This is a genomic window from Pseudomonas sp. LBUM1671, assembly GCF_059695685.1.
This window is the reverse complement of sequence record NZ_CP166782.1, coordinates 810,592-825,103: the sequence shown is the minus strand read 5'-3', so window position 1 is coordinate 825,103 and position 14,512 is coordinate 810,592. Positions and strand designations below refer to the sequence as shown.

General features: G+C 58.7%; 12 protein-coding genes. 9 read left to right on the top strand and 3 right to left on the bottom strand.

Annotation, left to right across the window (positions count from 1 at the left end):
• Positions 1 to 13: 13 nt before the first annotated feature.
• The 3 genes from ACA060_RS03610 to ACA060_RS03600 form a co-directional block, all read right to left on the bottom strand.
• Entirely contained in the window at positions 14 to 3,607 is a 3,594-nt protein-coding gene (locus tag ACA060_RS03610) for a tetratricopeptide repeat protein (RefSeq protein ID WP_497315485.1), read from the bottom strand.
• Positions 3,585 to 6,398: a bifunctional glycoside hydrolase/polysaccharide deacetylase family protein gene (locus ACA060_RS03605; protein WP_497315483.1), complete on the bottom strand. Its 2,814-nt coding sequence runs from the start codon at positions 6,396 to 6,398 to the stop codon at positions 3,585 to 3,587. Before ACA060_RS03605 ends, ACA060_RS03610 begins: the two co-directional genes overlap by 23 nt.
• A 62-nt stretch (positions 6,399 to 6,460) precedes the next feature.
• Positions 6,461 to 7,393: an NAD-dependent epimerase/dehydratase family protein gene (locus ACA060_RS03600; RefSeq protein ID WP_010463668.1), complete on the bottom strand. Its 933-nt coding sequence runs from the start codon at positions 7,391 to 7,393 to the stop codon at positions 6,461 to 6,463.
• A gap of 245 nt (positions 7,394 to 7,638) precedes the next feature.
• Between ACA060_RS03600 and ACA060_RS03595 the strand changes: the two genes are divergently transcribed.
• The 9 genes from ACA060_RS03595 (at position 7,639) to ACA060_RS03555 (ending at position 14,512) form a co-directional block, all read left to right on the top strand.
• Positions 7,639 to 7,791, top strand: a complete 153-nt coding sequence (locus ACA060_RS03595) for a hypothetical protein (protein ID WP_162556171.1) — start codon at positions 7,639 to 7,641, stop codon at positions 7,789 to 7,791.
• A 33-nt stretch (positions 7,792 to 7,824) separates the two neighbouring features.
• Positions 7,825 to 8,748: a hypothetical protein gene (locus ACA060_RS03590; RefSeq protein ID WP_497315481.1), complete on the top strand. Its 924-nt coding sequence runs from the start codon at positions 7,825 to 7,827 to the stop codon at positions 8,746 to 8,748.
• 95 nt (positions 8,749 to 8,843) lie between these two features.
• On the top strand, positions 8,844 to 9,434 hold the full coding sequence (locus tag ACA060_RS03585) for a hypothetical protein (RefSeq protein WP_497315479.1): 591 nt from the start codon (positions 8,844 to 8,846) through the stop codon (positions 9,432 to 9,434).
• A 93-nt stretch (positions 9,435 to 9,527) separates the two neighbouring features.
• Positions 9,528 to 9,695: a hypothetical protein gene (locus tag ACA060_RS03580; RefSeq protein WP_497315477.1), complete on the top strand. Its 168-nt coding sequence runs from the start codon at positions 9,528 to 9,530 to the stop codon at positions 9,693 to 9,695.
• 392 nt (positions 9,696 to 10,087) lie between these two features.
• Positions 10,088 to 10,459 (top strand): DUF6124 family protein, encoded by a 372-nt coding sequence (locus ACA060_RS03575; RefSeq protein ID WP_497315475.1) that lies wholly within the window; start codon positions 10,088 to 10,090, stop codon positions 10,457 to 10,459.
• A gap of 35 nt (positions 10,460 to 10,494) precedes the next feature.
• Positions 10,495 to 10,752 carry a hypothetical protein gene (locus tag ACA060_RS03570; RefSeq protein ID WP_497315473.1) on the top strand — a complete coding sequence of 86 codons (258 nt, stop codon included), beginning with the start codon at positions 10,495 to 10,497 and terminating at the stop codon, positions 10,750 to 10,752.
• 222 nt (positions 10,753 to 10,974) lie between these two features.
• Positions 10,975 to 12,381: a DUF2252 domain-containing protein gene (locus ACA060_RS03565; protein WP_497315471.1), complete on the top strand. Its 1,407-nt coding sequence runs from the start codon at positions 10,975 to 10,977 to the stop codon at positions 12,379 to 12,381.
• A gap of 242 nt (positions 12,382 to 12,623) precedes the next feature.
• Complete coding sequence (locus ACA060_RS03560) at positions 12,624 to 13,058, top strand: hypothetical protein (protein ID WP_256597469.1); 435 nt, start codon at positions 12,624 to 12,626, stop codon at positions 13,056 to 13,058.
• The gene (locus ACA060_RS03555) at positions 13,055 to 14,512 is read left to right on the top strand and encodes an ATPase domain-containing protein (protein ID WP_497315469.1); all 1,458 of its coding nucleotides are present in this window, start codon (positions 13,055 to 13,057) and stop codon (positions 14,510 to 14,512) included. Before ACA060_RS03560 ends, ACA060_RS03555 begins: the two co-directional genes overlap by 4 nt.

Genomic DNA, 14,512 nt, shown 5'->3' with positions numbered 1-14,512 from the left:
AAACATTTCATGATCAGCGTCCGAATCGCACGCCGTAGCTCACACCCAGTGTTCCGCCTGCCTGACCATCCCCGCCTTGTGGCGCGGATTGGTAGCCGACGGTGAGGGCCAATTCGTCACCGCCCAGCACCTCGACGCCGATCCCGGTGTTGATGCCGTAGTTGAAGGTTTGATCCAGCCATTGCCAGCCCGCCGTCACGTCCACCAGCCAGGTGTATTGCGGGCGAGTGCGCACCAGCGCGCCCGGCAAACCGCGACGCCATGAGCTGCCGACATACAGTTGGCCGTAACGGCTTTGCAGCAAATCGTCGGCCGTCACCACCGCGGGGTCGTCCGAGTCATCGACGCTTTTCACCGGGCCGCCGTTGGCGCTGGACAGGTAGTCCAGGGTGCGGTCCTTGACGTTGTTGTGCTGATAATCCACACCGCTGCGCACGGTCCAGTTCGGCCCGGCGAATTCCAGCGTGTGGTTGTATTCCATCTTCAGCGCCTGGCCGTTGCCCAGGGAATCGCCCGCACGGGTGGAGAACGATTTCTGCGCCACTTCCCAGCTGATCTGATCCCGCGCCGAGAGCCCGTGACGACCGCCGACCCACACGCTGTCGTGTTGGCCGAAAGCGCGCATCAGGCCGCTGTCTTCGCTTTTGCGATGCCAGTCCACACCGGTCTCGATCTGGTCGCTGGCGCTCAACTGCCACGTCCGGGACAGGCCCAAACCGTTGCGGTCATCGTCCTTGCGCTGACTGGTGTCGGCGAACAGTTTGTAGCCACCGTCCTCAACAGAACGTTGCAGGGTCAGCGCGGCGTTGCGCTCATCGCCCATGCGCGATTCGATCAGTTGATCGCTATTGTAGGTGCCGTTTTCCACCTCAAGATTGGCGTACCACTGAGCGCCAAGGTTGTGCGCGATTTGCAGGCGCGGGGCGTTGAATTCCAGGCCACCGAAATCCTGTTGATGCCAGGACAGCTGCGCACCTTGCGGCGTCAGTTCCTGAAGCTCGGCAGCCTGACGACGCAGTTGCTCGCGCACGGCGGCCGGCTGATCGTCACCCAGCGCTGACTCGCTAAGGTCGAGGGCTTCGTCGAAGCGTCCGAGACGACTGAGCGCCTGGGCGCGTTGCGCCGGGTTGAGGTCGCTACTGGCCAACAGCGTTTCGACTTGCGCCTTGTTACGGCTGCGCAAGGCTTGCTGGATTTCTTCGTAACGCTGGACCTTCAAGCCCTGGCTGCGCGCCCAATCAAGCCACTGGTCTTTCTGCGATTCCTGATTGGTCGCGTCGAGACGCGCCAGCAATCGCTCAAACCACAATTGCAACATCGCCGGCGAGCCGTCCTTCCACTGCGCCACTTCCTGTTGCGCCTTGCCCGGCGAATAACTGCTGGCCATCAAGCGCAACCAGATCGCGTAACGCTGGGACGATGGCTGAATGTTTTCGCCTTCGGGACTGCGCAGCAGCTTCAAGCGCAAGCGTTGCGCTGCATCCTGATAACCGGCGCTTTCGAGGGCATCGGCGTAGGCCGCGCGCACCAGCCAATCCTGCGGACTGGTCTTGAGGTACAGGCGATACCAGGCCAATGCTTCGGTATCGCGACCGAGCATCTGACTGGCACTGGCGAACGGCAGCCAGAGGATTCGGTCCTGCCGCGCCTGGGGTTTCCATTCCGTCAGCAAAGGCTTGAGCGCAGCGGTGTTGCCTTGGTCGACGTACAGCCACATCAGACGTTCGCGGAACAGGTTGTCATCCGGGAAACGCGACAGGCCCAGCAGGTACAAACGCTGCGCCTCGTCAATGTTGCCCTGCTGCACCGCCAAGGCACCACGTATCGCCAGCACTTGTGCTTGCTCGTTGGCTTCCGGGAACTGCTCGGCGTCTTTGAGCAGCGCGACCACTTGCGGCCAGTCCTGCAATTCCTGAGCTTGCTGCAAGGATTCAACCAGACGCTGCGGATCGCGGGTGCGCTTCCAGCTGCCGACCATCATGGTCAAGGCGCGCTTCGGATCGCTGGTGCGATACAGGGTGATCAGCTGACTCTCGTCGCCACTGTTGAGCGAACCCTTGAGCGCGAGGAGTCGTTCCAGGGAAGCCTGAAGTTCGTCGTCGAGTTCCAGATCCCACGCCAAGGCGGCGCGCAGGCGCCAGTAACCCTCATCGGTGATCTTGCGGTTATCGACCTGCAACACGTCCCACGCCGCCTGATTATCAAACAGCTTGAGGTCGGTATTGGCCCAGTCAATGCGCTCGGTCGTGGTCAGTGCGAAGCGTTTCGAGTAGCGCTTGTAGACTTCTGTTTTCTGCGCAAACTGCCCAGTGTTTTCGAGGTTTTGCAGCAGGCGTGTCCAGGCCAGACGATGCGCCGGGTACTTGCGCAAGTAAGCGTGCAACCAGGCTTCGGCTTGGGTCGGTGTGCCACGGGATTCGTGAGCGTAGTTCAGCGCGTCGAGTTCGATATCGGTCAGCGCACGCTGCTCCATGATGTCGGCGAGCAAAGGGATCGCCCGGTCGAAATCGAACTGCTGGCTGGCCAGACGCCAAGCGTGTTCACGGGTTTGCGGGTCTTCGTGCAGTTTCAGCAGACGAATCCAGTAGCTCAGCGCGGCCTGAATGTCGCCACGCCATTCGCCCAGATGCCCCATTTGTTCGAGCAACGCCAGGTCATCCGGGTGCTCAGCTACAAGCTGCTCGCCACTGTCCCACGCACCGGCCAGGTCGCCGAGGGCCAGGCGCATGTTGAATTCCTTGCGCAGGATTTGCGGGTTGTCCGGCTGCAACACGCGCCACTGATCCAGAAAACGCTGGGCCAGATCGAAGCGCTTGCTGCCGACGGCAACGTCGACGCCCTGCTCCAGCCACGGCGAATCGGTTTGCGGATCCTTGAGCTGATCCAGTTCATCGGCCAGCACACGCGCAGCCTGTTCACCGCGACCGGCGGCCAACAGACTGTTGAACGCCAGTTGCGCGTATTCACGACGCTCGGATGCTTGTTGGCTGTCTTGCTTGAGCAGCAGATAAATGTCGGCGGCACGGCCAGGTTGCTCACCGGCCAGGTACCACTGCGCGGCGGACTTGAGCGCAGCAATGCGCTGAGCCGGATCGCGGTCGGCGATTTCTTCGTAGACGCTGGCGGCGAAGGCCGGGGCCTGTAACGTCAGCGCCAGCTTGGCCAGGTTGTGCAACTGTGGCAGCGGCAACAGGCGGTGATCGAAGCTTTTCAGGCGTTCGATCAAGGCTTTCTGCGCCACCGGATCGTCGACCTTCGTCGCTTCCAGCGCATCGAGTTCGAGACGGTAATAGGCCTGCAACTCGACGACCGGCTTCGGCCAGTTCTCAAGGTGCTGGCGCGCCTTCGGGTAGTCGCCGAGACGGATCAGCAGATCGACCAGTTGCAAGCGCAACTGATCGTCATCCGGGTGCGCCGCCAGCAGCAATTCGGCGTAGTTGGCCGAGACCGCATCCGGCTCGCGGCCGTCAGGCTGGAACACTTCTTCGCGCTGGAACGTCAGCCACAGCAGGCCACCCACGGCGACCGCCACCACCGCCAATGCCCAGGGATTGAGCAGGCGTCGACTTTTAGTGACTGAGGAGTTAGATGCAGTAGAGCTGACCATGACTCACCTGCTTCATTGGTAATTGAAAAGTCCACAGGCCGGCGGATGCCTTGCCTGCAAAAGGTTGCCCGTCCACTTCCACCCGGCAGCTGCTCGCCGAGCGCACGGAGAAGGTCAGGTCGACCTGCCCGGCAAACGAAAAGCTCACCTGTTTTTCGTCTACATACTTCCAGTCCACTAACGGCAGATTGGCCTCCTCCAGCGCCGGCCGTTGATCCCGGTCGGGACGCAACACCAGCAATGCCTTGTCACTGCTCAACGCCACATACCGGCCTTGCGGCAAGTCGCGAACACCGGCGACGCCTTGCGAACGCAGCAGGTCCGGCCAGCCCATTTGCGGGTCGAGTCGCAGGGTGCGCAGCGCGTCCATGCCGCGAACCTGCCAGTTGCCCTCGGCGGTGCGCGCCAGACTGGCTTGATACAAGCCGTGCACACGATCGAGGTAGTCGCTCATCCACAGCGACATCGGTTGCTGGTCCTTCATGTAGCCGTAGATCTCGTTCATCGCCTTGATCGAGGCCTGCTTGGTGCTCGAATAGAAGTGGTAATACAGGTGCAGGCCGCGCAAACGCCGTGGGTTGTCGGTGAGTTCGAAAGTGTCGATCACATCGCGGAAACCGTAATACGGCCCCTTCCACAGGTTGGTGTAGAGGTTCTCGTTGATGATCGGCGCGTAGTACTGCAAGCCGCCTTCAGTGGGGCGCAGTAATGGATTGAGGCCGGTCAGCGACGGGTTGGCCTTGGTCAGCATGGTCTCCGCGCCGTTGACGTTTTTCAGGCCCGCTTCATAGGCCAGCTTCAGGGTGGCTGCCGAGGGCAAGGCATCGCCCGGCCAGAAGATCAACTTCACCGGTTTTTCCGGGGTGGTGAGCTGCTGGTTGATGTAGTCGCGCGAGCCAAAAATCTCGCGGCGGAAATCGATTTTGTCGTAGCCCGGGATGGCCATTTTCAAGCCGTATTCCGGGTTGAAATTCTCACGTTTCTGCGCCACTTCCGGCTGCATGAAAAACGGATGGCTGAAGGTGTGGCTGGCGACTTCGACTTTCGGGTTGGCAAACAACTCACGGGCAATGGGTTCCAGTTCGCGGGCCAGGAACGGGAACATGCCGCGCGGTGAAATCTCGCCTTCGACAATCGATACCGAGGTCAGGAACGGATTGGGCTGAATGAAATCGTCGAGTACCTGCTTGCCGGCATAGGGCGTGCCACGCACTTCGGCGCGCGACGGGAAACCATCGCCATCGATGTGCACGGTGGCGATGCGGCGGCCGTTTTCGGTGGTGGTGTCCGGACGCGGCTGAACCGGCAGGCGCAAGCTGGCCTGGAGGAAGGCGAACGGATCGAGAATCCAGCGGCTGCGCTCGTTGTTCGTTTCGAGAATGTACGGCGCAAGGGCTACACCGCCCCACTCGGCCGTCGCCACTGGGGCAAATGTCTGGCCGTCGGCAGCGGTCAGCAGCAACGCGGCTTTCGGACCTTTGGGCAGCAGGGAAATTGCGGTCAGGTCACGGGAGCGGGGCTGCACCGGGGCTTCGAAGGCGCCGATCAGCGCCTTGTCCTGATAGCTGATGGTCAACGCTTGAGTGCCGATTGGCGCCGAGCGATTCAGGCCCAGACGCTTGAGCAGCAGCGGGTCTTGAATCGGCAGGCCGGAAAAGAACACCACCGGCACCTGTTCGTCCAGACGCTTGCCGATCCAGCTATTGAAAGCCGCTGCGTCCTGCGGCGGGCCGCTGGTCATCCAGGTCACGATCCCGGCGTACAAACCACTGAAACGGTGTTGCGGCAGGGAGCCGTCGACGGGCAGGTAATCCACCCGGTAACCGAGGTATTCGAGCAAACCGCCGAGCAAGGTGTGCCCGGCGTTACGCACCAGGTCACCTTCGCGCGGATCGTAAAGTAGTGCGATGCGGCGCGGCTGGACTTCGATGCTGCTGATGCCCATCGAGTCCAGCTCAGGCGTGCCGATGTAAGGAATGAAGCCCTCTTCGCGCAGACGCTTGGCCAGTTTGCGCGCTTCATCGCGACGCTCCGGTGGCAGGTAGTCGATGGCTACCAGCGGAATGCCTTTGGCGCGCAACGGCTGGATCTGGATTTCCAGCCACTCGCGGTCGGCTTCAGGCACCGGGCGATAGCGTTTGGCGGAAGCGTCCCAACCGGCGTGAATCGATTCGATTGCCACGGCGGCGGCCACGCCATCGAGGTCGGGCAACACTTCGAAGCCACGGTTGAAAAACAGCTTCAGGTTCGGCTGACGCTGGTGCAATTCCCGCAGGAAACCGGCGAGTGCCACACGCTGTGTTTCTCGCGACGACTCCGGCAACAACTGGAAGCTGTCGAGGGTGTCGAGGAACAACCCGGCGTAGCCTTCAGCCTGCAACGCCTTGGCTCGGCCGAACAAATGTTCGCGCCAGGCGGGTGCCGCGAGGTCCATGACCTGGCTGTCCCACGCGCCGTTTCGCACCGGGCTGACCGCTCCCGTGAGGGATGCCTTTTCGAGTTCGGCCTTGCCACCATGGAACTCGCCCACCGACAGATAGGCGAACGGCTGACTGCCCAACTTGCGCAGGGTTTTGACGTCGCCCGCGGTCATATGCCCCGGCTCGACCACCGACCAGTCGAACTGAGCCAACTCGGAAATGGGTGGTTGATCGGCGTACCAGAAAACCACGCTGGCGGGTTGCGGTAATGCTGCGGCCTGGACGGCGGGCCCGCTCACGAACAACGCTAAAGCGGCGAGCAGCCGATTAGCGGCCGCGCGGACACGCGTCCTGCGAAAAACGATTTCCATAACTCACTCTTGAATGGACTGAACCGATACTGCTTGGATGTCGGACAGTGGAACCGGCCGGGTTACAGGCTGCGAATAAGCTGCGACAGCCCCTTGCCGATGGCGGTCGGTTCCGGGAGCTTGAAACGCTCCAGCAGGCGACTGTTGTTGGCGCGCGAATGGCGAATGTCGCCTTGACGTGGCGCGTGATGAATCACCTTCAACGGGCTGCCGGTGACGGTGCCCAATTCGGCGATCAGATCGTTGAGGCTGGTGGAACGACTCAGGCCAACGTTCACCGCGCCGGGGCTCGGTTCACTGACTTCCAGGGACTGCACGAGAATGCTCACCAAGTCCTGGACATAGACGAAGTCGCGAGTTTGCGAACCGTCACCGAAAATCGCCACCGACTGCTCGGCCAAGGCCAGTTTGGTAAAGATGCTGATCACGCCGGAGTACGGCGATGACGGATCCTGACGCGGGCCGAAGATGTTGAAGAACCGAAAGATCATCGGTTCCAGGCCATGTTCGCGGCGATAGAAATCGAGGTATTGCTCGCTCGCCAGTTTGTCGCTGGCATACGGCGTGAGCGGGGATTTTGGCGTGTCTTCGTGAATCGCCGTGCCTTCGCCGTTGTTGCCGTAAATGGCGGCGCTGGACGCGAATACCACACGCTTGATCCCGGCCTTCACCATGCTTTCGCACACGTTGAGGGTGCCGACGAAGTTGCTTTGATGAGTGCTGACCGGATCATCCACCGACGCTTGCACCGAGGCCACTGCGGCCAGGTGAACGACAGCACCGCAATCGCGCATGGCTTGTGCCACTACTGCGCCGTCCGCGACATCACCAATGACCAAGTTCAGATTGGCATTATCCATCGGCAGATTGCTGACCTTGCCGGTCGACAAATTATCCAGCACACGAACCTTGTAGCCCTTGCCCAGCAAGGCTTCTACGAGGTGCGACCCAATAAATCCGGCACCGCCAGTCACCAGTATTCGCTCAACAAACATGAAATCTCTCCCTGAACAGTAGAGCGGATACGAGTGGTTAAAGTCCGCTGATCTATGGCGCAAGGCCATCAAAACGCCGCCGATAATGGGAGATCAGAAAGAGAGTGTCAATAGTTTGTCTGCTTTGTCGCCGAACGGTTATTCCGCCAGAAAACAGTCATTTATTTGGCGGCATTTATTAGCTACAGGCTGTCATACAATTGCCACGCGCGACCCACAGACTCGTCTAGAGCGGAGCCTACGCCATGCATCACGCCTTGCTTATCATCGATGTCCAACCCAACTTCGATCCGCCGCAATGGCTCCTTAACGGCGTTCAAAAACTCATCAAAAACCTGCCCCGGATGAAGCTTTGGGAGCATCATTTCAAGCGCACGGTGAGGTCGGATGAGCTGTAATCAATTGGGTGCGCTGTTCTAAGGAAGATAAATATGAACATCTGGATCACTGCCGCCCTGACAGTCATGGTTTCCCTGTCGGCACAGGCAGCCACTGACGTCGCGCCTCGTGTAGAGCAAGTCCCTTTTGACAAAGGCAACAATGCCGTCGAGATCAAACAGTCCATCCAGGGCCGGCTCACGGCGCAATACCGTGTGAGTGCGAAAGCAGGCCAGGTACTCACCGTCGACCTCAAGCCTTCCAATACCTCGGCCTACTTCAACATCACCGCCAAAGGCGCGGACTACGCGCTGTTTAACGGCTCGATCATGGGCAACCATTTTATGGGGCCGCTGCCCGCCGATGGCGAATACACAGTTCAGGTGTACCTCATGCGCAACGCCGCACGGCGCAATGAGGTGGCGAACTACAACCTTTCCTTGAACCTCAGCCCTTCCGACACCTCGAACAACACTCAGCCGTTTGAGCAGACGCTTGAATTACAGGGCATCCGTTTTCATGTGACGGGAAAATGGGTCGATGGCAACCCTGCGGTGCGAATCTCGCCTCAAGGGCTGGAGATCGATAACGCAGAAGTCACACGGTCGCTGACCGGCAATATTGTTCGGGCCGAGGTGGCGGACCTTGATCGGGATGGTTCGCCGGAAATTTACGTTTTCGCCAGATCCCCTGGGCGAGGGATGCCGGGGGAGTTGGTTGCATACGCGGCCAATCGCAAGAAATCGTTGAGCGAGATTTATCTTCCGGTTGTTAGTGAGAATGCGAAAGCAGCGGAGGGGTATCAGGGCGAAGATGAGTTTGCGGTGGTGGAGGGTGTGTTGGTGCGGCGGTTTCCGGTGTATGAAAGTGCAGATGAGGGCGCGGGACGGACGGGGAAGATGCGGGAGGTTCGGTATCGGTTGGTAGCTGGGGAGGCTGGGTGGGTTTTGCGGGGGGATGGGGTTGTGGAGTATTGATGAGCATCGCTGCATGGATGGTACTTCGTTGATCCTTTGAAGAATAAGGCCTGTCAGATTTCCCAATTATTGGTTACGAATGGTGAGGCGCCAAAATGCAAACGTTCTCGCTCGATACGAATTGCGTCATAGCGCTAGAGGAAGGTCGCGCAGAGGCCACTTCTGTTCGAGCGCTGGCAAATGCTCACGCTGCCGGGACTGCTAGCGTTGGGATCATTGCAATTTCAGCGTCTGAACGCCAAAAGGATGGTGGGCATCTTGAGAGTTTTACCTGCTTTCAGAACCGTCTAGCATCTCTTGGACTTGAGCACCTAGAGCTCATCCTACCCATGATTTACTTTGATTTGACGTTTTGGGATTGCGCCATTCTCACCGATGAAGCGGGGTTGATGCTTGAACAGGAAATTCACCAAATTCTGTTTCCCAATATTCAATTCCAGTGGCCGGACTTTTGCCAAGCTAACGGCTTGGACCCATCAAGCGCCGCTTTGAATCTAAAATGGCGCAATGCAAAGTGTGATGTTCAGGCTCTATGGGGTCACATAAATGCCGGACGAGAAATCTTCGTCACGTCTGACGAAAATTTTCATAAGGTTTCAAAAAAAGCCAAACTCATTGCGCTTGGAGCGGGTTGCATAGAGCGGCCCATTGAAGCCAAATCCCGTATCAAAGATGTTTACAAGTAAGGAAAACGGGGACGAACATCTCTCCCTCAAGATCTCTATGCTACACAGACAGGCCAATCTAACGGCTAGGCTCGGGTTCCCAGGAGCACATTAATGATTTCGATCAAACTAGGCTTTTCTAAGGGCACCAAGAGTCCCTTTGCTGACTTTATTCGTAATGCCAAGTCAGAGCAGAAAAAGCGTATCTACAGCGAAGTGCTGGCAGAAGCTACCAAGCAGCAAAACCTCGTGATGATGGAAGCGGAAGCCAAACGAGGTTAACTGACAGTTCTGATTAAAAAGCCCGGCCCAATGCCGGGCTTTTTTCATTCTCCTCAAACAAAGGCCAGAGAAGCGTGTAGTCCGTCCTAGGAAATTTCCCGCAACTCGTAGTGCCTTTCATGAACTGGCGGGCGCTGCGCATCGACGATAGCCTTCAGGGATCGCTGCAAATCAGCGATCGGCTTTGACAGGCTGACAACCAGAAACTTTCACTCTTCCTGATAAAACGGCATCCTTGCACGTGTGCAGTTTTTTCATGGCGGCTGTGCGTGGGGCATCTTCGGATGCACCGGCTTTCTGGTTTGCCGGTCTGTCAACCTGCGTACGGCTGCCACCCTTCCCTGTTTGACAGCAGGGGCATGGCAGCTCCTTTTACAAACCGGAGATGCACCATGAAAAAACACAGCCCCAACCCGCCGGACTCGGCAAAAGAGTCGCCCGACTTATCGGATCTCTCCAAAGCCACCGAACGAACCATCAGCGCCCGCCTCCGCAACCCAAACCACCCCGATCCAATCAGCCACGTTTTCACCATCCTCCCCGACGTCGACACGCCAACCCTGCTCGCTCATGCCTGCGAAACCCTCGCCTCGCTCAATGTCATGACCACCGAACTGGCCTGCGAACTCGAAGGCTCGCGCCGCAACGTGGCACTGGCGATTCAGCAGCTGGCGGTGCTGGGTGAACTGCTGGTAAACCGAGCGCTGGACAACCTCGACCCGCCCGCTGGCGTGTCCGAAGCTCCGTCCGCCAGCCACCCCTGAGTGTTCGCGTTCTTTTACCGAATGGAGGTTTTGTCATGGATCGATACATGCCTGTCATAGGCATCGACTGCACCATAGTGTCGCTGCTGATCGACACCGAAGCACCGCTGGACGTACTGCATGAAACCGCGGCTTACCGCATCCGCACAGCGACTCAATTGCTGGAGAGCTTTGCTGTGAGCGAAGGTGTTCACAGTGAATTGGCGCGGGTGTTGGTGACTTCGTTGCGCGATGGCTGCGATTTGATGGATGTCGTTGGGCGAAGATTGCAGGCGCAGGTTTCGTCGATGTAACGAAAAAGGCACCTGACGAGAATATCGCGGGTGCCTTTTTTGAATTTAAAGAGTGCAATGTTCCGTATACGTGACATTGGGAGCCGAATGTTACGTAAACAGAACATCGCTTGGGCTGATGACTCAACAGAAGGTTTCATAAACTGTAACTTTCTGTCGACTCAGTAGGCTCCTTCTACACTCAATCCGCATACGCCCAAAACACTTTCCAAAAGAGCTCCCATGACCACCCTAAAAGACCGCTTGAAGCAAGGCAAAAATGCCCGCAAGAATTGCCCCCGCAATGCTCAAGCGTCCACGGGCAAAACAAACCGCGACCCACTCCCGCTGATCAAAGCCTCCAGCGAAGGCCGAATCAAATCCCTTGTAGAGCTCCGCTACGGCCGCATGCTCGTCTCCCCCTTCAGCTTCTATCGCGGCACCGCGCTTTTGCAGGCCCACGACTTGGCCTCCACGCCGAATATGGGCCTGACCTCGCCGATCTGCGGCGATTGCCACCTGATGAATTTCGGCGGGTTCGCCACGCCCGAACGCAATCTGTTGTTTGGCGTCCACGACTTCGACGAGGTCCATCCCGGCCCCTGGGAGTGGGATATCAAACGGCTGGTGACAAGTATCGTGGTGGCTGCCCGCGATCTGCGTCATGGGGAAACGGTCGAAGAATCGGTCTGCCGCGACGTGGTCAGCGCCTATCAGAAAACCATGCTCGAGTGCGCCGAACAAAGCGCCTTGGAAACCTGGTACGAATCCATCCGTTACGACGACCTGCGCAAGCAGGCGAACAAAAAAACGCTCGAGCATATCGAACGCGCCATCGAAAAAGCCGAGGGCCGCTCCCACGCCGAACTGCTGCCGAAAATCAGCGAGCGTGACGCTGATGGCTGTCTGATCATTCGCGATGACCTGCCGGAAATTTTCCACCTGCACAAAAAAACCACATTGCTGAATGCCGACGATGACTGGCTGCTCCACTCGGATTGGCGACCGATCTACGACGCCTTCATGCGCAAGTATCCAGGCACGCTGCAGGCTGACCGTCGAGCGTTGTTTTCACGTTTTCACGTTCAGGACATGGCGTTCAAAGTGGTGGGCGTCGGCAGTGTTGGTACCCGTTGTCTGGTGGCCTTGCTGACTGATGATCAGGAGTTCCCGCTGTTCCTGCAATTCAAGGAAGCACGGCGCTCGGTACTGGCCGACTACGTGAAGACAAAATCAACAGTGCGGCATAACGGTCAGCGGGTGGTCGAGGGTCAACGGTTGATGCAGTCGGCCAGTGACCTGTTTCTCGGCTGGACCACCGGCCCCGGCGGTCGACACTTCTACGTGCGGCAGTTGCGCGACATGAAAATTTCGGCAGAACTTGAGACTTTCGATGCGGACACCTTCGCCGCGTATGGACGCGTCTGTGGTCGCGCCCTCGCCCGCGCACATGCCAAATCGTCCGGACAGGCCGCGCAGATCAGCGGTTACATCGGCAAGAGCGATGCACTGGCGGACGCGCTGTTCAAGTATGCGAAAAGTTATGCAACGCAGAATGAGCAAGACTTTGAGCGATTCCAGCAAGCCTGCCGTACGGGCCGGTTACAAGCTCGCTCCGAGGCAGACTTTGCGGCAGATCATTTGCCCTGAGCGGGCAACGCGGGTCCATCCATATGAATTTTTCTTCACCCCATCAACCCTCTCCAGCCGGTACATTGCCCTCGCTCATTCAAGAAACTACGGTTTGCCCGCCCTCCCGCGGGCTTTTTTTTGCCTTTTGATTGATGAGCGGCGGCCCATAACCCAATACCTTCCCCGGAACTGTTGCAAATCAAGTCCAGCCACCTTATTGGGTGTACCATCGATGTCTGTTCATCAGATATCAGTTAGCCATGTCCACGCAAAGCGAAGAGAGCCGTCAGATCGTTGCTTCTCTGGCGCACCGTGTTGGCCCCGACGCTGACATCGCAAGGATCGCCCAAGCGATCATTTCAACCTTGCGGGATATGGAAGTAGCCCTCACGCCCATCATCGGCCAGCAAGGGGTTGCCGCGCTTTATCGCCGCAGCCTCCACCTGTGCGCCATTACTCATCCGCGTTTAGCCAGCACCCGCGACAAAGTGCCGGCCGGCATGGACATGGCGGCCCTCAAGTCCGTAATTGTTGAGCAAAGCGACGCCGATGCGCTGTTTTTCGGTGAAGTGTTGCTGACGACCTTTTACGAACTGCTGTCCACGCTCATCGGGCCCTCGCTCACCGAACGCTTGCTTCGTGGCATGTGGGAACCTTCTTTGAGCGACACCCCTTCGCAGGAAAATTCGCCATGAGCACCAAAGTGACTATCAACCGTCTGGCTACCGGCGTGCCAGGACTGGACGAGGTGCTGGGCGGAGGTTTGCCGGAGTTTTCGTTCAACCTGATCGCAGGCCCTCCCGGTTGCGGCAAAACCACCCTCGCGCACCAGATGATGTTCGCCCTGGCAACGCCTGAACGTCCGGCGCTGTTCTTCACCGTGCTGGGGGAACCGCCGCTGAAGATGCTGCGCTATCAGCAGCAATTCGATTTTTTCGACAGCGAAGCGATCAATCAGTCGATTCGCTATATCAACCTGTCCACCGACACCCTGGCCGGGAATCTGGACGAGGTGCTGCGACGGATTATCAGCGAGGTAGAGGCTCACTCACCGGCGCTGGTGTTCGTCGACTCGTTCCGCTCCGTGGTGCTGGCCAGCCAGACCCAGGACAACCCCAACAACAACCTGCCGCAGTTCGTTCAGCAACTGGGCATGTTGATGACCACCTGGCAGGCGACAACCTTCCTGATTGGCGAATATTTCACCGAAACCGACACCAACCCGATTTTCACCGTGGCCGATGGCCTGATCTGGCTGCGCCAGAGCGTCCAGCGCAACTCCATGGTGCGCAAGATGGAAATCATGAAGATGCGCGGCCAGCCGACGTTGCCGGGGCTGCACACCTTCCGTATCGCCGCCTCCGGCATCAAGGTCTTCGCGCCGCCCCCACTCAACCGGGTTGAAGCGCCACTGAAGTTTCCGATTCAGCGCCTGAAAATGGGCGTACCGCAGCTCGATGAAATGCTCGGTGGTGGCCTGCCCCGTGGCTATTCCTTGCTGGTGGCCGGGCCGTCGGGCTCGGGCAAAAGCATCCTGGCGTCAACCTTCCTCGCCGAAGGCGCGCGCAACGGCGAGACCGGCGTGATCGCGGTGTTCGAGCAACGGCCTAATCACTCCCAGAACGCAGCCCTTGCGGGACTGATCGAGAGTGGGCAAGTCGGCCTGGTGGACAGCCGCGCGCCGGACCTGTCCATCGACGAAATCGTGCAGTTGCTGCTCAGCGAGATCCGCCGACTGAAAGCCACCCGGGTGGTGATCGATTCGTTGTCGGGCTTCGAACTGGCGCTGGCACCGACCTTCCGCGAAGACTTTCGCGAATCGCTGTCGCGTATGGTCACGGCACTGACCAGCATCGGCGTCAGTGTCTTGATGACCTCGGAACTGGAAGACCGCTACACCGACCTGCGCTTCAGCCCATATGGCACGGCATTTCTCACCGACGCCATCATCGTCCAACGCTATATTGAAGTAGAGAGTCGCCTGTTGCGCATCATGGCGGTGGTCAAGGTTCGGGCCAGCGCCCATTCCGATGAGTTGCGCCTGTACCGCATCGACGATAAAGGCCTGCAGATCGGCGAGATGTTGCCGGATCAGGAAGGGTTACTAGGGGGCCGGCCTACCCGGCAGATCAACAAGGACGAGGTGTAA

What these genes read in the sequence shown, in the direction of transcription:
- ACA060_RS03595 (WP_162556171.1), top strand. Translation starts at nt 7,639, where the DNA reads ATGCATCACGCCTTGCTTATCATCGATGTCCAACCCAACTTCGATCCG.
- ACA060_RS03600 (WP_010463668.1), bottom strand. Translation starts at nt 7,393, where the DNA reads ATGTTTGTTGAGCGAATACTGGTGACTGGCGGTGCCGGATTTATTGGG.
- ACA060_RS03610 (WP_497315485.1), bottom strand. Translation starts at nt 3,607, where the DNA reads ATGGTCAGCTCTACTGCATCTAACTCCTCAGTCACTAAAAGTCGACGC.
- ACA060_RS03570 (WP_497315473.1), top strand. Translation starts at nt 10,495, where the DNA reads ATGGATCGATACATGCCTGTCATAGGCATCGACTGCACCATAGTGTCG.
- ACA060_RS03565 (WP_497315471.1), top strand. Translation starts at nt 10,975, where the DNA reads ATGACCACCCTAAAAGACCGCTTGAAGCAAGGCAAAAATGCCCGCAAG.
- ACA060_RS03585 (WP_497315479.1), top strand. Translation starts at nt 8,844, where the DNA reads ATGCAAACGTTCTCGCTCGATACGAATTGCGTCATAGCGCTAGAGGAA.
- ACA060_RS03560 (WP_256597469.1), top strand. Translation starts at nt 12,624, where the DNA reads ATGTCCACGCAAAGCGAAGAGAGCCGTCAGATCGTTGCTTCTCTGGCG.
- ACA060_RS03555 (WP_497315469.1), top strand. Translation starts at nt 13,055, where the DNA reads ATGAGCACCAAAGTGACTATCAACCGTCTGGCTACCGGCGTGCCAGGA.
- ACA060_RS03580 (WP_497315477.1), top strand. Translation starts at nt 9,528, where the DNA reads ATGATTTCGATCAAACTAGGCTTTTCTAAGGGCACCAAGAGTCCCTTT.
- ACA060_RS03605 (WP_497315483.1), bottom strand. Translation starts at nt 6,398, where the DNA reads ATGGAAATCGTTTTTCGCAGGACGCGTGTCCGCGCGGCCGCTAATCGG.
- ACA060_RS03590 (WP_497315481.1), top strand. Translation starts at nt 7,825, where the DNA reads ATGAACATCTGGATCACTGCCGCCCTGACAGTCATGGTTTCCCTGTCG.
- ACA060_RS03575 (WP_497315475.1), top strand. Translation starts at nt 10,088, where the DNA reads ATGAAAAAACACAGCCCCAACCCGCCGGACTCGGCAAAAGAGTCGCCC.